This window comes from Actinosynnema sp. NPDC050801, assembly GCF_040673975.1.
GTDB lineage: Bacteria > Actinomycetota > Actinomycetes > Mycobacteriales > Pseudonocardiaceae > Actinosynnema.
The window spans coordinates 1-19,871 of record NZ_JBFAQZ010000008.1; the positions used below are offsets into that span (position 1 = coordinate 1).

Annotated in this window: 7 protein-coding genes; all 7 read left to right on the forward strand. The window is 69.1% G+C overall.

Annotation, left to right across the window (positions count from 1 at the left end; translation table 11 throughout):
* Nucleotides 1-573: 573 nt before the first annotated feature.
* Entirely contained in the window at nucleotides 574-2,568 is a 1,995-nt protein-coding gene (locus AB0K14_RS19435) for a S8 family serine peptidase (RefSeq protein ID WP_360459605.1), read from the forward strand.
* A gap of 73 nt (nucleotides 2,569-2,641) precedes the next feature.
* A complete protein-coding gene (locus AB0K14_RS19440; protein WP_360459603.1) occupies nucleotides 2,642-3,151 on the forward strand; it encodes a hypothetical protein in 510 nt (169 codons plus the stop codon).
* 295 nt (nucleotides 3,152-3,446) lie between these two features.
* Entirely contained in the window at nucleotides 3,447-5,981 is a 2,535-nt protein-coding gene (locus tag AB0K14_RS19445) for a S8 family serine peptidase (protein WP_360459601.1), read from the forward strand.
* Nucleotides 5,981-9,349 (forward strand): DUF6603 domain-containing protein, encoded by a 3,369-nt coding sequence (locus AB0K14_RS19450; protein WP_360459599.1) that lies wholly within the window; start codon nucleotides 5,981-5,983, stop codon nucleotides 9,347-9,349. Before AB0K14_RS19445 ends, AB0K14_RS19450 begins: the two co-directional genes overlap by 1 nt.
* A complete protein-coding gene (locus AB0K14_RS19455; protein ID WP_360459598.1) occupies nucleotides 9,346-12,414 on the forward strand; it encodes a hypothetical protein in 3,069 nt (1,022 codons plus the stop codon). The genes AB0K14_RS19450 and AB0K14_RS19455 overlap by 4 nt, the downstream gene beginning before the upstream one ends.
* Nucleotides 12,407-17,929 carry a hypothetical protein gene (locus AB0K14_RS19460; protein ID WP_360459596.1) on the forward strand — a complete coding sequence of 1,841 codons (5,523 nt, stop codon included), beginning with the start codon at nucleotides 12,407-12,409 and terminating at the stop codon, nucleotides 17,927-17,929. The genes AB0K14_RS19455 and AB0K14_RS19460 overlap by 8 nt, the downstream gene beginning before the upstream one ends.
* Nucleotides 17,926-19,770: a hypothetical protein gene (locus AB0K14_RS19465; protein WP_360459594.1), complete on the forward strand. Its 1,845-nt coding sequence runs from the start codon at nucleotides 17,926-17,928 to the stop codon at nucleotides 19,768-19,770. The genes AB0K14_RS19460 and AB0K14_RS19465 overlap by 4 nt, the downstream gene beginning before the upstream one ends.
* The last annotated feature ends 101 nt before the right edge of the window (nucleotides 19,771-19,871 follow it).

Consider the following 19,871-nt stretch of genomic DNA (forward strand, 5'->3'; position numbering starts at 1 on the left):
CCACCGAAGTCGAGGCCGTCTACTACCGTCAACACCAGCCAACCCCGGCTGGAGCAGTCAACTGATCGAGTCTCCACCGAACCCGGGGCGGTTCACTGGCTGACCGTGGGGTATCGAGCCATTTCGGTTGATCCTTTCTCCACAGTCCTGATCGTGATTCTCGAGGGCGTGCCGGAGGGGCGGGAGACAGGGCAATGATCGGGCTCGGGCCTGAAATCAGATCTTGACCTCGTGAGTGGCAACTCGTCGTTCGGGGGCACGATAGAAGTCTGATCATGTGCTGTCAACGTCGTTCTGCGGCCAGGATGGCGGAATCACATTTCGTGGCCAGGGTCTGCCGAAGTGTCTCCGCTTGGCCTAGCTTCGTCACACATTGAGCCGCAGAAGAGGATCTTTAGCCTGCGCTACTGTTGCACCGCCGACCGACTGGCTCGTACCGTTTAAGTCGATCGGGCGACTCTCCGGATCCGTGGAGATCGACGGCCATTTACCGTGTCGATGTAAACGTTGCCTCACTGTTCACCGCGTCCGGCCTGGGTCATAGTCGGGGGTGCGAGAAAGGGTTGACTCGAGATGGCCCAGTATTCGACGATCAGTCAGGGATCGAGCGCCAATGCGGTGCGCATCTTACAAGGCGGACTGCAGTCCGCAGGGCATTACAAGGGTAGCGTTGACGGCCTTTTCGGGCCGCAGACGACGGCGGCAGTCAAGGTGTTTCAAACCTCGCTGGGCCTGGTGGCCGACGGCATCGTCGGGCCACAAACCTGGGGCAAGCTCGTCGATCTGGCTCTCATCCCTCCGGCGGAGCCCGCCTATCCGGGCCTGGTCAATGTTCAGTTCGGGCGTTTCGTCGAGGTGCAGATCTCGACCGATGCCGGAGGAAATGTCCAGTTGGCCAGTGCATCCGGCGTCGACCTCACGAACGTCAACGCCACACTGGCGAACCTCGGCCTCCAGGATGCCTGGAAAGTCTTCGAAGCCCCGGACGAAACCAAACAGTACTTCGACGACCTGGCCGCCCAACAGGGTGCCGAGATTCCGAGCTTTGACGACTTCCTGTTCCTACAGTTCGACGTTGCTGCGGACGTGGTAGCGATCAGTGGCCAGCTCTACAGTATGCCGGAAATCGTTTGGGCCAACCCGGACAGGTCCCCGGTGCTGTGTGCCCTCCCCCTGGACACCTACCTCAAAAACGGCGACCAGTTGATCCAGGGAATGAACCCACCCAATCAGTGGTACGCCTTTCGTTGTCACGCCGACAAAGCATGGGAAATGGCCACAGGCAAGGGAGTGATGATAGGCGTCATAGACTCGTCGTTCGCACTTGATCACGAGGATCTGCAAATCAACTTCGATCTGACACATGCTCTCGATGCCCCCACCCTGTCGCCGACGATTCCCAAACCCATTCATAACCATGGAACCAACGTCTGCGGTTTCGCCGCAGCAGACGCCGACAACACGAAGGGCATAGTAGGGTTCGCCCACGAGGCGACCATCGTTCCCGTTCAGTGGGCACCGCTCGGCAGTTCGTATGCCGCCGGCAATGTCGTTTCCGGGATTCTGAACGTCCTGTTCATCCCGGGACCGAAACGCAAGGTCGTCAACTTGTCGATGGCGCTTGGCACATCAAATCAATACGTGGTCGAAAATGACACGAAGATCGCTTTCATGATCAAGTTGGCCACCCTCACGGGAGCGGTCGTGTGCGCTGCGGCGGGCAATACCGACTCCGATGCGGGCCTGGACAGTTTTGGCAACCCTATACCGGACGCGGGCGCGATCGTGGTTGGCGCCACGAATTATGATCCCGTAACCAACCCGCACCGACCCGACACCTGCTGGGGCTCCCGGGTGGATGTCTGTGCTCCAGGAGACTCCGATAAGGACACCACTTGCGCCGGCGGAGGGCCGACGGTGCCGAGTGACCCCTACGGCACGGCGGGTAGAACCTCGATGGCGACCGCGAAGGTGTCGGGCACGGCCGCGCTGATGCTCAGCGCCAACTCAGCGCTCACCGCGGCCGAGGTCCGGGACATCCTCCGACAGACCGGCTCGCAGCCCGCCGCCCAACCGGGTAAACCGATCGGTAAGTTCCTCGATGCCGGCGCGGCGGTGCACGAGGCACTTCATCGCCGGCTCGTAGTCCAGAGCGGGCAGCCCAACTGGCTACGATGCCTGAAATGCCAGGAACTGTTCTTCGGCGGCAACCCACAGTCGAAGTGCCCGAAGCTCGGGGCGCACAATGCCGGGGCCGCCGCGCCGTCGTACGTGCTCGTGGCGGACACCGGAATCCCGTTCGGCCAGCCGGGTTGGCACCGATGCGTGAAGTGCCAAGGGCTTTTCCTCGGCGGCTTCCCTGGGGCAAGTTGCCCCGGCACGGGAACTCACGCCGGCAGCGGTGACTTCCGCATGTCCCTCGACGGGCCGACGGCCTTCGGGCAGCCCGGTTGGCGGCGCTGCTCGAAATGCCAGGGTCTCTACCTCGGGACCGTCGCGGGCACGACGTGCCCGGGCGGTGGAACACACGTCCAAGCAAGCGGCAACTACGTTCTTAAACAACTCTAGACATTCGGGGGGAGCCATGAGGCCGACAATCCGACTACCTAGCCCCACCGCTGCCGCGCAGGCGCGGACCGCCATGACCGGAGAAGCGACTGATGGCGTCCGCGAGCATGGTGATCACCTCATCTGGATCAACCACCTCGGCTTTCTGCCGTCTGGTCCCGACATCGGGGTCAGCTATGAGGAACGCGGTACTGCGCTGCGGATCGAACCCGCGACGAGCGCGGAAACACCGGAAGGCAGCTTCGTGGAACGCGTGGTCGAGGTTCCGCCGGGCTACGTCATCAAGGGTGTGCGGCTGGGCTATCGGCTTTCCGCCCCGAGCAGCTTCATCAGCCAGATCCGGCTCCGGCAGCTCGGGGATCCGCCGGACCGGTGGCTGGTGGTCCTCGACGACCCCACCGATCACTTGGATCCCGGTCCGATCTGCGTCGACAGCGCGGCACCCTTCGCTGGCGCGGTTGATCCCGGCGCCGGAGCGCTGTCGCTCGGCCTGCGTGTTCATTTCGCCGACGCGGGCGATCGAATCGTGCTGCACGGGGTGGGGCTGCGGGTGTCCACGAACGGGAGCGCCGGTGGAGGGTGACATGCGACGACACGGCGATTGCCGTTGAGCGGCACGGATTCCGGGGCCGGAACGCAACATCCGGCCGGGCTGCCAATCCGACCCGCGGTCCAACCTCCAGGCAGCTACAGCTCTATCGACGCATGCCCGCGCGAGGACGCGTAGGTCACCAATTCTGAATCTTTCGTGAAAGTCTTCGTGACGTCTTCCATGGGACTGTCGACCCTGTGCGCAACGTGCAGTCCGCAGGATGTCGAAGGTGTTCGTCGCACCTTCTTGTTCGATCACCTTTTGTTTATCAAGGCGGTGTCGGGGAATGGTGAACGCAAAACTCGATGGTCCGTTGGCGGCTCGGGCGCGGGAGCTCGAGGAGCTCACCGGGGAGGCGCTGGAATCCGCCCGGCGGAGACGGGTTGTGGTGCTCGCGCACGTGGTCGGTGATCTGGACAACCTCGAACAGGCCGGTTTCTGGACCCAGGAGAGCTACGGGGAGATCGTGGTCGGCACGGTCGCGGTCGAGGATCTCGACACCGTCGCCGAGCTCGCCGATGTCGCGGCACTCCAAAGCAACCGGCGGAGCAGTCTCGCTCTGCACGAGAGTGTGCCGGACATCCAGGCGGACGTGGTGCACGCGAGCCCGCTCGGCTACACCGGCGCCGGTGTGATCGTCGGCATCGTCGACACCGGGATCGACATCTTCCACGAGGCGTTCCGCCACGAGAGCGGGGACACGCGCATCGTCTCGCTGCTCGACACGACCTTGCAGCAGGCCATCGCGGTCTACGGGAAACCGTCCAGTGGTTCCTTCAGGCTCACCTGGCTGCCGCCGCAGCTGCCGGACGAGCCCCCACCGCAGGAGCAGTCGACGGCGTTCGAGCTTCCGCTGAGCGCGAACGACATCACGCTGGGCATGCTCGGGTGGACTCCCTTGCGGGAAAGCGACTTCTCGGTCACCGGCGGCCCGATCGGCCTCACGTCCACCGATGACGAGAACCCCATCGTGGTTGATTTCCACGGTCGGCTCGACAGCAGGTACTTCGACAGCAGGAAAATCAACCCCCTCGAGATCAAGGACGATAATCTGACAGACGGCACGAAACCCAAGATCGAGGTGATCCGGGGGCGCGAGTTCTTTCCCGATGAGATCAACAATGCACTGCACGGCGACGGTGAGCCCTTCGCGTCACGGGACTTGAGCGGCCACGGCACGCACGTCGCCGGGATCGCGGCCGGGGACGGCTCGCAGGCGGGCACGGTGGCCGAGGACAACTGCACCACTGCCGGCTACTACGTCGGTGTCGCGCCGAAGGCGGAGCTCGTCATCGTTCGCACCACGATGGACGTGGTGGAGAACATCCGGGGAGTCAGGCACATCTTCAACCGGGCTGCCAGTGCGGGCAAGCCGGCCGTCGTGAACCTGAGTTTCGGTAGCCAGTACGGACCGCACGACGGCACCGACGCCGAGGAGAAGGCGCTGGACATCATGCTCCAGGAGTCCTCGGACTACGGGCGTGCCATCGTGATCGCCGCCGGCAACGAGGGTGACGCTGGACTGCACGCCTCCGGCACCGTGGCGGCCAACGGTTCCAGGACCTTCACGCTGTGCGTCGAAGCGAAAACCAACAATGCCTGTACGTTCAACCTCTGGTACGCGGGAGCAGGGAAACTCAACCTCACGGTGAGGATGCCGCTGGCGGACGATAGTCTCGCGACTTCGGGCATCGTGGTCGCTGGACAAGCTTTCCCGTCACACACGTGGAAGGATCACGTGCTGGAGGCCGAGTCCACGCTGAACAACCTCCCGAGTGGCCGACACAACATCGAGTTCACGATCGTGCCTCCGGCGGAACGTGCGCTCCTCCCAGGCGAGTGGAAGATCACGCTGACCGAGACAGCGGGCCACGATGTCACTGTCGACTGCTGGATCATCGCGAAAAAAGGGAAGGTGACCCCGCGGTTCGTCGAGGCGGATCGAGACCGGAGCCGGACGATCAGCACGCCTGGTACGGCCAAGCTGCCGATCACCGTCGGGGCCTACCGGGTAGACGAGAACGGTTACACCCTCGCGAAGTTCTCCTCGCGTGGCCCGACGACCGACGCCACGCGCCCGGACGGCAAGCCCGATCTCTGCGCGCCGGGGGTGGGGATCGTCTCGGTGAAGAGCGAGGCCCGCAACACCGGTTGCTGCTGTGACTGTTGCAACGACTTCTACGTGCCCGACAGCGGCACGAGCATGGCGGCGCCACACGTGACCGGCGTCGTCGCGTTGATGTTCCAGAAGAACGCCAAGCTCACCCACGCCGAGGTCAAGTCCTTCCTGAGGGCACACGGCCGTTCGCCTGTCGCCGGCGCCACCGAGCCGCCGGCCCCGTTCGAGTGGGGCGTCGGCATGGTCGACGCCCTGGCCGTGGTCGACGACGTCCCGGCCGGTGTGCAGGCGGCGGACAACGTGCCGCGTGTCGCTCGCGCGAGTGAGCACGTACCGCTGCGTGAGCGTTTGCGTGACCTGCGGCGGTGGGTGGCGGAGTACCCCGCCGCCGAGTTGGCGGCCACGCTGGTCTCCGCGCACGTCGACGAGGTCCAGCGGCTCATCGAGACCGACCGGCGGGTGCTGGTGGCCTGGCATCGGTTGCGTGGCAGGGAACTCCTCGACGAGATCGAGCGGACTCGGGCGCTCCCGGCCACCATCGGCGACAGGTCACTGGCCGACGGCCTCGCCAGGCTGCTCGACGAGTTGGCCCGTGCCAGCAGTCCGGAGCTGCGGGCCGACGTCGAACGGCATCGCGCGTTCGTGCTGTCCCTGCCAGGCACCGCACTGTCTGATCTGGACAGAGAGCGAGAAGTGGACTGATGGCCGCCGGTACGGTGGAGCTGATCGCCAGGGAGCTGGCGGTCGCCCTGCGGCTGCTCGAGCAGCGGATGGCCGCCGATCGGTACGTCGACTTCCTCGCCGCGCTCGGGTTCCGGGTGCCCGACGGGTACGCCGCGGCGGCCGGCGCGATCGGCTCGGTGGCGGTGAAGTCGGCCGATCTGGCGCCGGGCATCACGCGGCTGGCCGACGCGATCGAGGCCGACGACCCCGCCACGATCCTGGCGGAGGGCGTCGCGCTGCTCGGTGCGGTACGCGACCTGATCGTCGCGATCGGCGCGCTCGGCCCGGCGCTGGAGAAGGTGGTCGACCTCGCGAACGTGACACCGGCCGAGCGGAACCAGTTGCGCGCCCAGGCGAAGGCGGTGCCCGGCCGGCTGCTCGACCACGTGGTGGTCACCTACCTGAAGGACCGGAGCCCCGAGCTCCTCGAGTTACTGATGCTGCTCGGGATCGTCGACGACGGCACCGCCCCGGCCACGGCGGGCCTCCAGGCGACGGCTCCGGCGGGATGCTGGGACCTGCACCTCGGCCGGCTCGTCGACCTGCTCGTCGACCCGGCCGGCTACCTGGCAGAGCACTTCGACCTCGGCGAATCCGACTTCGACGGAACGAAGCTGTGGCCGCGCATCGCCGAATTCCTCGACGGTCGCGACCTGCCGTACCTGCTCATGGAGGCACCCGACGGGACCCAGGTGCTCGAGGCGTTCCGGTTGCGGTTCAGCGTCAAGGCCGGCGTACCCACCGTGCAACTGAGGTTGGCCCCCGTCAAGGACATCAGCCAGGTCATCCCGTTCGGCGAACTGTGGTCGGCGCTCATCACCGTCAAGTCCAAGTCGGTCACCGGCATGGTGGCCCGCGTGCCGCACCCGCTGGGGTTCGAGCTGCAGCTGTCGGGACAGGCACCGGAGCTCGACGCCAGCCTGGGTTTCGTGGCCGACCGGGGTGGGGAGCACATCGTCGTGCTCGGCGAGACGGGTGCGTCGCGGCTGGAGTTCACGCGGCTGGTCCTCACGGTCGGTGTGCTCGCGAGCGGGAACCAGAACGCCGCCGTCGAGCCGACGGCCTCGGTCGAGCTGTCCGGCGGCCACCTGCTCATCGACCTGTCCGGTGGCGACAGCTTCATCCGCGCGATCACGGGCGGCGGGCGACTCGAGTCGACCTTCGACCTGCGTGCACTGTGGACACCGTCGACCGGGCTGCGGTTGTCGGGCAGCGCGGCGGTCGAGCTCGGCATCCCGGTCCACGTCCAGCTGGGACCGATCGAGATCGTCATGTTGTACCTGCGTGCCGGGCTCGCCGGCGACGGGTCGGTGCCGGTCGAGCTCTCCGGTGGGTTTCGGGCGGCGATCGGCCCGATACAGGCGACGGTGGACCGCATCGGTCTGCTGGTCACCGCGCGCTTCCCCGACAAGGGCGGCAACCTCGGCCCGCTGGACCTCGAGTTCGGTTTCAAGCCACCGAACGGCGTCGGTCTGGTGGTGGATGCGGGGGTGGTCCGCGGTGGCGGTTACCTGTACATCGACGCCGACCGCGGCGAGTATGCGGGCGCGCTGGAACTGGACTTCGCCGGCATCGTCGTGCTCAAGGCGATCGGCCTGATCAGCACCAGGATGCCCGACGGATCCTCGGGGTTCTCGCTGTTGATCATCATCACCGCCGAGTTCGGCACCGGTATCCAGCTCGGCTTCGGGTTCACCCTGCTCGGGGTCGGCGGCATCCTCGGCCTGAACCGCGCGATGCGGCTACAACCGATGATCGACGGGGTGCGCAGCGGGTCGGTCGAGCGGATCCTGTTCCCGCACGACGTGGTCGACAACGCACCGCAGATCATCAGCGACCTGCGGGCGATCTTCCCCGCGAAGCAGGGCACGTTCGTCATCGGCCCGATGGTCAAGCTCGGCTGGGGCACCCCGACGCTCGTCCGGGTGTCGGTGGCGGTGATCATCGAGATTCCCGGTGACGCGGCGGTCGTCGGGGTGCTGAAGATCGCGCTGCCCGCAGAGGAGGTCGCGGTCGTCCTGGTCCAGATGGCCTTCGTCGGCGCGGTCGAGCGCGACCGCGAGCGGGTCTGGTTCTTCGGCGCCATCTACGACTCCCGGATCCTCTTCATGACCCTCGAAGGCGATCTCGGTGTGCTCGCCGCCTTCGGTGACGACGCCGACTTCGTGCTCAGCCTCGGCGGGTTCCACCCCTCCTACACCCCGCCGCCGATGCCGTTCCCGACGCCGAGGCGGATCGCGCTGGACATCCTCAACACGCCGACGCAGGGGCTTCGGGTCGAGGGGTACTTCGCGCTGACCACCAACACCCTGCAGTTCGGCGCACGAGTCGACCTGCGGATGGGCTTCTCCGCCTGCGGGCTCAACGGGCACGTGGCGTTCGACGCGCTCGTCCAGTTCTCCCCGCTGTACTTCATCGTGGACATCTCGGGGTCGGTCTCGCTCGACGTGTTCGGGTTCGGGATGGCCAGTGTCCGGCTGAGCTTCCAGCTGTCCGGCCCGTCACCGTGGCGGGCGAAGGGGACCGCGGAGCTGTCACTGCTGTTCTTCGACATCGAGATCGACTTCGACGTCACCTGGGGCGAGCGGCGGGACACCGCGTTGCCGCCGGTCTCGGCCATGCAGGTGCTGGCGGCGGAGCTGGGCAAGGCGGAGAACTGGCGTGCGCTGCCGCCGTCGGGCGCCGTTCCGTTGGTGTCGCTGCGTGAGCTCGACCCGGTGGTGGACACCCTCGTCCTGCACCCGGTCGGCATGCTGCGGGTGACGCAGCGCGTGGTGCCGCTCGACGTGACGGTGGCCAGGATCGGAAGCCAGCGCCCCGCCGACGCCTCCCGGCTGTCGGTGACGGTCGCCTCGACCGACCTCACCAAGCAGGGTGACGTCCTCGAACGGTTCGCCCCCGCCCAGTTCCAGGACTTCGGCGACGACGAGAAGCTGTCCAAGCCGGCGTTCCAGGCCATGCCGGGCGGATTGGACGTGTCGGTCACCGGCGTCCAGCTCACCGCGGGCCCACTCGTAACCCGGGTGGTCCGGTACGAGCTCGTCACCGTGGACGGGGCGTTCCGCACCCACAAGCGTTACCAGAACACGTACCTCGGCCTGTTCACCCGCTTCCTCGCCGGCAACGCCGCCGGTCGCTGCGCACTGTCCACAGAGGTCAGGAAGCAGACGGTCCCGTTCAGCGACAGGGTCAAGGTCACCGGGGACGGCTACGCCGTTGCGTCGACAGTGGACAACGTCGCGGTGGCCACCTTCGCCAGCGAGGCGATGGCGACGGACTACTTGACCCACCAACTCGGGGGAGACGCGGCGCTGCACGTCATCCCCGGCTACGAGGTGGCGACGTGAGCACCGAACTGGGCACCTACTCCTTCCTGCCGTGGCTGCGGCAGGGACTGGCCGGCCGGATCACCGAGCAGGACGGCGACACGAACGCCACGTCACGGGCTTCCGTGCACGTCCAGCTCGACCTGCACGGCGAACCGGTCGGCGACGGGCAGCCGCTGCTGACCAGCATCGGCCGCGACGTGCAGCTGTACGGCCCCGGTGACGTCATCGGGCTGGACCGGCGGGTGATCATGCGCGAGGAGCCGCGCGGCTGGATCACCGATGTCGAGCCGAACTTCCTCGCCCACGTCGAGTTCTACGACGAGAGCCTGCCGTGGCGGTACACCCCGGCGGCACCCGACCCGGCCGAGTTGCGGCTGCGGCCGTGGCTCACGCTGGTCGTGCTCGAGGAGGTGCCGGACGGCAACCCGCCCGAGTTCACCGAGGGCGGACACGTCACAGGTCGGCCGCTGCCCCACATCGACCTGGCCGACCTCGCGCTGCTGCCGCCGGCGGCCGACCTGTGGGCGTGGGCGCACGTGCACCTCAACACCGACTTGGCCACGACACCGGGCGCGGACGTGCCCGAGGCACTGCGGGCGTTGCTCGACGAGCACCCCGACCGCGCCTACAGCCGACTGATCTGCCCGCGCAGGCTCAGAACGGGTGCGGCCTACCACGCCTTCCTCGTGCCGACCTTCGAGACCGGCAGGCTCGCCGGACTCGGCCTCGACCCGGCCACGGCGCCGTACGCCACGGCCTCGGCCTGGGCGCCCTACCCCGACGGGCACCGGCCGGCCAGCAGCAGCATGCCGATCTACCACCGCTGGTACTTCCGCACCGGAGCGGAACGCGACTTCGAGACTCTGGTGCGCCTGCTGGAGCCTCGGCCGGTGGACAACCGCGTCGGCGTGCGGGACCTGGACGTGCGCGACCCCGGCCAGAACCTGCCAGGGATCGACGACCCCGCACTCGGCGGCATGCTCAAGCTCGGCGGCGCGTTGCGGGTGCCGCGAGCCAACTTCTCCGAACAGGAGTGGGAGGTCGTCGAGCGCTACGAGAACTGGGCGGACGCCGACGAGGCGCAGCCGTTCCGGACGGCGTTGGGTGCGTGGCTCACCCTGCCGGACGACTACCAGTCCGAGGGCGGGGACCCGGACCCGCTGATCACCGCGCCCATCTACGCGAGCTGGCACGCGTTGACGAGGCGGCTGCTCGTCGATCGGGACGGCACGCCTGCCGATCCCGACGACAACTGGGTCCACGAGCTGAACCTCGACCCGCGCCACCGGGTCGCGGCCGGCTTCGGCACCAGGGTGGTCCAGGACCAGCAGGAACGGTTCATGGCGGCCGCGTGGGAGCAGGTCGGTGACGTGCTCGCGGCGAACCGCAGGATCCGGTTCGCGCAGCTCGCCATGGAGGTCGCGGCGCTGTGGCAGGCGGAACAGCTCGCGCCGCTCGCGGCCGCAAGGCCGGGCCGCCTGCTGGCCATCACCGCGCCGACCCACCGCCACGTGCGGCACGACGGCGTGACCGTGCGGCACCTGCGCACCGGGAGCCTGGTGCCGCCGGCACTCACCTCGGCCGCCATGCGGCGGTTGACCCGGCCCGGCTCACGGCTGATGCGTTCGCTGCTCTTCGACAAGAACGTGCGGCCGGACAACCTGGTCGAGCGGGTCAACGAAGCACTGGTGAGCGCGGCGCCACTGCGCCCCACCCCACCCGGCCTCGTCACCACGGACGACCTGGCCGACGCGGCCGGGGACGGTGCCCTGGACGTCATCCGCCCAGAGTCGCTGACCCGCGAGATGCTCGACCGCACGAAGCGGCTCCCCGATTTCGCCATCACCGAGCCGGGTGGCAGGGACCACTTCGAGCCGGGCGAACGGGACAGCGAGACCGCCGTCAAACTCAAGGAGGCCCTGCGGGGCTGGCACGACCTCCACACCGCGGGTGCGGCCATCGACGCCAAGCAGCCGAAGCCAGGCCCGGTCGACCTCCCCGGCCTGGCCGGCGGTGTGGTCGCCGCGCTCGATCCGCTCGTGACCGTGCCGCGCCGGACCTGGTACGGGATCAGCGTTCCGCCCCGCATCACCGAGCAGCTCGACGAGGACTTCGGCGAGGTCATGGCGTACCCGGAGTTCGACGTGCCGATGTACGAGTCGCTGAAGGACATCTCCGCCGAGCTGTTCCTGCCCAACCTCGACCTGATCCAGCAGAACACGCTGACGTTGCTGGAGACCAACCAGAAGTTCATCGAGAGCTACCTGGTGGGCCTCAACCACGAGTTCGGCCGGGAGCTGTTGTGGCGGGAGTACCCGACCGACCAGCGCGGCTCGTTCTTCCGCCAGTTCTGGGACCCGCGCGGCGCGGTCACCCCGGCGGGCCTGACCGAGGACGAGCGGCGCGAGCTGCTGCGGGACATCCCGCCGATCAACACCTGGCTACGCCACTCCGGGCTCGGCGAGCACGACCACCGCGAACAGCAGGTCGAGGCGGAGGAGGAGGTCGTCCTCGTCATCCGGGGCGAGCTGCTGAAGAAGTACCCCAACGCGGTGATCTACGCGCAGAAGGCGCAGTGGCCGGGTGGCGACCAGACCAAGGAACGGGAACTGGTGCCGCTCACCCCCGCCCAGGAGGCCGACCCGCCGAGGTCGGTTCTGCGCACGCCGCTCTACGCGGCGAAGATCGACCCCGACATCACCTTCCTCGGCTTCGACCTGACCGTGGCCGAGGCCCACACCGGCGCTGGCTGGTTCTTCGTCATCCGCGAGCGTCCCGGTGAGGCACGCTTCGGCCTCGACCTCGCACGCGACCCCGCGACGCTGGCACAGACGGTCAACGACCTCGTCTGGTCCGACACCGGCACGCAGCCCGGTGGCTTCCTGCCGGCCTGCGCGTTGGGCCCGCCGCTGCCCCTCGACCCGGTCGGTCCGGGAGAGGCCGAGAAGGAAGACCAACACGACGAGGACGTCGCGGTGGCCGCGACGCCGGCGAGCGCTGCCCGCTGGGCGTACCTGCTGTACCAGGCGCCTGTGATGGTTGCCGTCCACGCGACCGAGATGCTGGGTGAGCCAGATGCCTGACTTCGACGAGGCCCGCCACACCCTGAACGTCGCCAAAGCGACGCACACCGCCCTCCGTGAGCAGCTCACGGCGGCGCGTGCGGGCCTGCACCGAGCCGAACGCGCGGCGGCCACCGCACGCCGGTCGCTGGCCGGGGACGACCCGGCGCACCAGCAACTCGCCGACGACGTGACCGCCGCCGCCGGGGTGGTGGCGCAGGCTGCGGCCGAACTCGCCGACGCCGGCGCCGACCTCGCCGCAGCGGTCCAGTCGTTCGGGCTACTCAACGATCCCCGCACGGAGCTGTCGAAGCTGTCGGACGATTTTCCCGTCCTGCTGTTCCCGGTCCGGCTGGAGACCCGCTTCCGCACCGACCTGAAACAGCCGCAGCTGTGGGTGCGGATCTTCCCGGACACCTGCCTGATCGACACCTTCGAACCGGCGCTGGCCGAGGTCGAGGTGGCCGGCGCGGAACGGTACTGGCGGGCGATGTGGCGTGCCGGCGGCGAAGAGGCCGACGAGCGGGCGGCGTGGCGTGGCCTGGTGGAGGCGCACGGGTCGGGCCGGGCCGGCTGGATCGCCGACAACTACCTGCCGGCCAACCACGACCAGCGCCCGACGAAGGCGGCGCCCACCGACGTGCTGCTCGTCGGCTCGGTCGCCGAGGCGCTGTCACCGGACGAGACGGCTCTGGCGGCGCAATACTGGGTCGGCGTGTGGCGCGTCGACGCGGCGGCAGTCGCCGAGGCGACGGCCCTGTTGCAGGACGTGTTCGGCCCGGCCCGCGCCAGGGAGCTGGTGCGGCTGACCCGGCCGTACAACCTCGACGAGGAACCGCCGGCTGGTGCCGACCGTGCCACCGCGCCGTGCGCCGCCGTGTTCGTCGTGCTCCAGCCGGTCGCGGCGAAGAGCCAGCCGTGGAGCCAGGCGCCGAGGGTGGAGCTGCTGCCCGACCGCTTCGTGCTGCTCGCCGAGCACGGCGCCGACCACGTCGAACTGCTCGGCGAGCCCATCCCGGCGACGGTGCTCGTCGGGCCGGACCCGTTCGCCGCCCCTGCCGACGCGTTGCGCCAGGAGGACGGCGACCTCGTCGCGCCGGACGAGCTCCGCTGGATGTTCGACTTCGACCGCGCGGTGGCCGACGGCCTCGGTTTCCGGGTCGACCTCACCCCGGAACAGGCTGCCGACGGCTTCGACCGGCTCAAGGTACTCGGTGTGCGACTGGGTACCGACGAGCGGCGGGGCGCCGAGGAACTGGCGGCGCTGCTGCGGTCCCACCACCACGGGCGCAGCGGTCTGAGCCTGCCGAGGCAGGGCACGCCGACGAACAACACCGAGGGCATGGACAGCGGGTTCACCCGAGGCGACGACGCTGACCTCAGCTTCGCTGACCGTCAGGGCGCGCCGCTGTTCACGCCGGCGACCGAGCCGATGGACAAGCGGGACGGCCAGTGGCTGGCCGAGCTGCTCGGCATCGAGCCGAGGACGCTGACCGACGTGCGTGGCGCCGGCGGCACCGACCAGCGCGAAGCCCGCGCCATGCAGACCGCCCTGTGGCCCGCGACGTTCGGCTACTTCCTGACGACCATGATGGATCCGCTCGTCAACGACGAGGACGTGGACCACGCGCGCTGGTTCTTCACCGGCCACGTCCTCGGCCGCGGTGTCGCGCCGGCGGTGCGGATCGGCGCCCAGCCGTACGGCATCCTGCCGACCACCGCGTTCTCCCAGATCACGTGGCTCGATCCCCGTGGCACCAACGGCTCACCGGGTCCGCCGCCCGGCCTCGACCTCAACAAGGCGGACTTCCTGCGGCGCCTGCACGGAGTTCTGCAGCGGATGTCCGCCGACTGGACGGTGATGGCCGAGCAGGCCCCTGCGGTCGGCCACGCCGGTGCCGGTGATGACCCGCACGCCGAGTTGCTCGGCATCCTGGGGCAGCACCCGAGTTCGGTGGACTTCCAGTACCGGTACGCCGAGGACCTGCTGGTGCTGTACAACTACCTGGTGTTGTGGGGGCTGACTCCGCAACTGCTCGCGGCGCTGAACCTGGTCCAGCCCGACGCGGCCGCGCTGGCGCTGCTCGCCGACCTCGGCCACAGCGGGTCCGAGCGTCCCGCCGTGCTCGACAAGGTCTACTTCAGACCGGCCGGGACGCTGTCCGGTCCGCTGGTCGACGACCGGCCGCCTTCGGAGACCGACCCGGTGCGGGTGTGGGCGAAGGACCCCGACCGCAACTACCTGCGCTGGCTCGCCGACGCCGCACGCGAGTCACTTGAGGCAGTGCGCACCGAGAGCGGGTTCGTCGACGACACCTCGCCGCGTGCGCTGCTGTACCTGTTGCTGCGCCACGCACTGCTGCTCGGGTACGAGGAGTGCGGGCGCAGGCTGCACCGCACGGCCAACTTCGACTGGCAGTACATCGCCGCCATGCGCCGTGAGCCGGCGTTCATCCACGTCTCCGGCGGGGCCTCGGAGAGCCGGTTCGCGCCGCTGTACCGGACGGAGTCGGCCATCAACCAGGACAAACCGGTGGCCGAACACATCGCGGACCTGTTGGCCACCGCCCCGGCCAACCCCGACGTCCGGCCGCTGCGTGCACAGATCGAGGCGGTCGAGGCACTCGACCAGGTGCCGACGGCACGGCTGGAACGGGTGCTGGCCGAACACGTCGACAGCTGCGCCTACCGCCTGGACGCCTGGCGACTGGGGTACGTCGGCCTGCAGCTGGAGCTGATGCGTGGCGCGTCGCAGGAACCGGGCGGCACGCGCGGGGTGTACCTCGGAGCGTACGGGTGGCTGGAGAACGTCCGGCCGGAGGAACACGTGCTGACCCCGGTCGAGCTGACCGACACCGACCTCGTCGAGGAGTTCACGCCGGAGGCGGATCCGGTGTTGCGCCGCGACGCGGCCAATGGCGGTTACATCCACGCCCCGTCGCTCAACCACGCCGTCACTGCGGCCGTGCTGCGCAACGGATACCTGGCCAACGCCACCCCCGACCAGCCGGACCTGCTCGCCGTGAACCTGTCGTCGGAACGCGTGCGGCTGGCCGTCGACACGCTCGAGGGCATGCGCCAGGGGCAGTCCGTCGGCGAACTGCTGGGCTACCACCTGGAACGCGGGCTGCACGACCGGTACGGCCCGATCGAGGTGGACCGCTTCATCCACCTACTGCGGGGCGAGTTCCCGTTGGTGGCCAACCATCTCAGCCCGACGAAGGTCGACGGCGTGCCCATCGAGGACATCGAGGCGCGGCACGTGGTCGATGGCCTGCGGTTCGTCGACCACGCGCGGAAGACCGGCGCCAGTACCTACCCGTTCGACCTGACCACGTTGCCCTCCGACGCCGGCGACGCGGAGAAGGCGGCGCTGGAGGCCGAGGTGCGGCACATGATCAACGTATACGACTCGCTCGGCGACCTCGCACTGGCCGAAGGCGTGCACCAGGCCGTGCAGGGCAACGCCGACCGGGCCGCCGCCACGATCACCACGTTCACCACCGGTCAGCACCCGCCCGAGCCCGACGTGACCCGCACACCGGCGACCGGCACGACCCTCACCCACCGCGTCGCCATGCACCTGCGTCCCGGTCCGGCGGGACCCCTCCAGAACGCGACTCCCCGCGCGGTCGCCGAGCCGGCCGTCGATGACTGGCTGGCCGGGCTGCTGCCCCCACTCGGCGATATCGGTGCCCGCGTGCGGTGGACCGACCCGGTGACCGGGCAGCGGAAGGTCCTCGACGTCACGCTCGGCGAACTCGGTGTCCGGCCCGTCGACGTCATCGAGTTGCTGCGGTTTCGGGATCCGGGCGCGATGGCCGAGCTGGACGACCGGGTGTCGCTGCGGTGGCGGACGGTGAGCGGGGCGCGGCCGGACGCGGTGCCGACGATCGAGTACCGGGAGCCCGGTACTGCCTCGTGCAGCGTCTTCGAAGTGGGGGCGCTCGCGACCCGGCTGCGGTCCGTGCTGACCTCGGCACGCCCACTGCGCCCGAGCGACGTGGCGCTGCCCAACGAGGTGACCGAGCAGGCCGACCTGTCCGTCACCGTCGACCCGACCAGGATCACGGCGGTGGCGGCGACCAACGACGCGCTCATCAAGGCCGCCGACGCCTACATCACGTCACTGCAGGGACTCCTCCGCCGGCTGCCCGGGACCCGCGGCGCCGTGCTGGCCCGCATCGACCGACTCATCGCGGAAGCCACCGACCTGCTCACCAGGGCGGCGCTGCTCGGCTTCGGGCAGAGCACGTGGGGCTTCGCCCACACGTGGCGCCGCGAACGCTACGCCGACCTGATCGGCCTGCTCCGCGCGAGAACCGAGGCACTCGGCATGCGGCTGCAGCGGTTCGACGACCTGATGGCCGCCTACCAGGACCTTCCAGCCGACACCTCACAGCAGGACCGGTTCCAGCTGCTGCGCACCGCCGAGAGCGTGCTCACCCCGGCCGAGCTCGGTCCATTACCGGCAGACCCCGCCGAGCTGATGACTGCGCTGCAGCTGCTGCGGGTCACCTTTGCGGCCCGCCGCGACGCGCTCGTCGCCGTGCACGACGGTGACCACGGCACGCTCGCCGGGCTCCTCGCCGCGACCGCGGCGTTGCTGCCGCTGACCGACGTCGACACCGAACCGTTCGTGCTCACCGACGTCCAAGACGCGGTCGTCACATTCGCCGGCGACCTGCACACCACCATCGCCGGCGTGCGTGCCGAGGCAGGCACCCGGTCCTCGGCTGCGGCGGCCGCGCTGGCTGCCTACGCCGGGGTCACCGATCCGATTGTCGGGGTGCGCCTGCTGCGGGAGGCCGCGCAGGCACTGCTCGGCGAGGACTTCCTGCTCGTGCCCCGGTTCACCCTCGAGCCCGAGCACAGCGGCGAGTGGCGGCTGGCACTCGCCGCCAGCACGGGCGGTGCCCTGCTCGCCCACCTCGACACCGAGTTCCCGGTCGACGACTGGTTCCACGGCGTGGCCCGCGTGCGCACCCCGCTGCGGCACCTCGAGCAGACGATCATGCTCGCCGGCGCGCTCGGCGGCACCGAGCTACGGCTCGACCCCGTCCAACTGCCGCACGTGCCGGGGGAGGGCTGGCTGGGGCTCGACTTCGCCCCCGGGCAGAGGCCCGACGCCGATCGGCTGCTGTATACCGCGACCTATCCCGACGACCTCGACCTGGACGCGCCGCTGTGCGGGCTGCTGCTCGACCAGTGGACCGAGGTCGTCCCCGGCGACACCGCGACCACCGGCCTGACGTTCCACTTCGACCGCCCCAACAGTGAGGCGCCCCAGGCGATGTTGCTGGTCACCCCGGCGAGCATGGACGGCGCCTGGCGGTGGGGGGAGCTGCTCGGCGCGCTGGAGGAGACGCTGGAGCTGGCCAAGCAGCGCGCGGTCGAGCCGGAACAGGTCGACAAGACCGCCTACGCGCGGTTCCTGCCGGCCACGATCCTCGCCGCGGCCAGGAAGGGTCTGTCGATCTCCACCTCGCTCGGCGTCAACAACGGGGTGGCCGACATGCTGGAGGACATGCCATGACGGGAGTCGACCAAGCCGCGTTCGGTGTCCAGGACATCTCGAACGTTCTGGCGGACAAGCTCATCCCGACGGTTACCGTCCATAACAGACTTGAGGGGCGTCCGAGGACCATGGCGTTCGACCGCGCGCTACGTGCCGAGCTCCGCGATCCACTGTGGATGCTCACCCGGCAGTGGCAGGTCGGCGAGTTCGAGGGCGACGACGCCGGCTCGCCGGTCCAGGCAAAGCTGGCGGTGGAACGCACCGAACTGCGGCACTACCGCGCGCGTGAAGGCACAGTCACGCCGTTCGACGACGCTCTACCGCTCGAGGCACAGGTGGAGCGCCGCCCCGTCCGGCTCAGAGCGGGCGACCGTCCGATGAGCCTGGACCTGCGCGTGCTGGCCGGTCGCCGGTGGCTGCGGCTCGTCGCCGACCTGCCCACCGACTACCGCCAGCAGTTCCTGGACGCCTATCCCGTCGAGGCGCCCGACCCGGCGCTCGCCGCCGACGCCGACCAGGTGGCGCATCCCGAGACGTGGCAGACCGTGGCTGCGTTCGCCGGCCGGAGCATGGACGGCGGTGCCCTGTACCTGCACCTGCGTGCCGGTGGGCGGCCCTACGACGAGTTGCCCGGTGTCTCCGGCACCGACGAGGCGGCGCTGGACGAGCGCGCCACCCGATTCCTGGTCTGGTTCGCGCAGCTGCTGCCGTCACCGGCGACGGACGGCGAGGACGCGTGGGACCCCAACCGATTGGAGTACCGGTTCTCCTGCTCGGCGCCGGAGCGGGAGGGGGAGACCGTCTATACGGCGGAGCAGTACCACGGCGGGCACCTGGACTGGTGGGCCTTCGACGTCGACCCCGACGCCGCCCCGCTCGGCACCGACACGCTGCCGGACCAGCCGCCGGTCTGCACCATCATCCCGACCCCGGTGAGTTTCGCCGGTATGCCCAACACCCGCTGGTGGGCGTTCGAGGACAACCGAGTCAACCTCGGTGACGTGGACGCCGCCACCACCGACGTGGCGAAACTGCTGTTCCTCGAGTTCGCCGTCGTCTACGCGAACGACTGGTTCCTGGTGCCGCTGGCACTGCCTACCGGCAGCGTCACCAGGGTTCGCGGCCTCGCGGTCACCACGGTGTTCGGCGAGCGGGTCTGGATCGACCCGGCTGGCGCGGGCCCGGACGACGACTGGCAGCGGTGGAGCATGTTCAACGTCAGCGTGCGCGGCCAGCACGGCGAGCCGGCCGACACCAGGCTACTGCTCCCGCCGACAGTCCCAAAGATCCAGGAAAGCGAGCCGCTGGAAGAGGTGCTGCTGATCCGCGACGAGATGGCCAACATGGTGTGGGGCGTGGAACGCGTGGTCCCGATGCCGACCGGCGACAGCCGAGCAGGCGGCGAGGCCGCCCGCGAAACACTGGAGGTGTTCACCCGGCTGGCCGGCACGTCTCAGACGGACCCGAGCGAACCGGTGGCCAGCGTCCGCTACGAGATGATGTCATCGGTGCCGGAGCACTGGATCCCGTTCATCCCGGTGCACGTCGAAGGCGACAACCGCGAGGTCCAGCTACAACGTGCCGGGCTACCGAGGGCCGTGTCCGGCGCGCCAGCCAAGGTGCGGCCACGCACCAGCCTGTTGCGCCACGGCCTGGACGACGCGACGCCCGCCGCGTACCTGATCCCCGAGGAGGAGGTGCCCCGGTCGGGTACCCGCATTACGCAGACGTTCCAACGCACCCGCTGGCACGGGGGCAGAACCGTCACCTGGCTCGGTGTTCGCCGCACCGCAGGCAGGGGCGAGGGGTCGAGCGGCCTTGCGTTCGACCGCGTCATCGATACCCCAAAGCAGAGCTGATCGAGCGCCCCCTTTCGCGACATGCCGCACCCACCCCCATTGATACAGTAGCTCAGCCTGACTCTGTCGGTGATCTTGGTTGCTGCTCGGCCGGGTGGCGC

Bases quoted from the DNA above. Each gene is read 5' to 3' on its own strand.
- AB0K14_RS19435 (WP_360459605.1), top strand. From the start codon at position 574: ATGGCCCAGTATTCGACGATCAGTCAGGGATCGAGCGCCAATGCGGTG.
- AB0K14_RS19440 (WP_360459603.1), top strand. From the start codon at position 2,642: ATGACCGGAGAAGCGACTGATGGCGTCCGCGAGCATGGTGATCACCTC.
- AB0K14_RS19445 (WP_360459601.1), top strand. From the start codon at position 3,447: ATGGTGAACGCAAAACTCGATGGTCCGTTGGCGGCTCGGGCGCGGGAG.
- AB0K14_RS19450 (WP_360459599.1), top strand. From the start codon at position 5,981: ATGGCCGCCGGTACGGTGGAGCTGATCGCCAGGGAGCTGGCGGTCGCC.
- AB0K14_RS19460 (WP_360459596.1), top strand. From the start codon at position 12,407: ATGCCTGACTTCGACGAGGCCCGCCACACCCTGAACGTCGCCAAAGCG.
- AB0K14_RS19465 (WP_360459594.1), top strand. From the start codon at position 17,926: ATGACGGGAGTCGACCAAGCCGCGTTCGGTGTCCAGGACATCTCGAAC.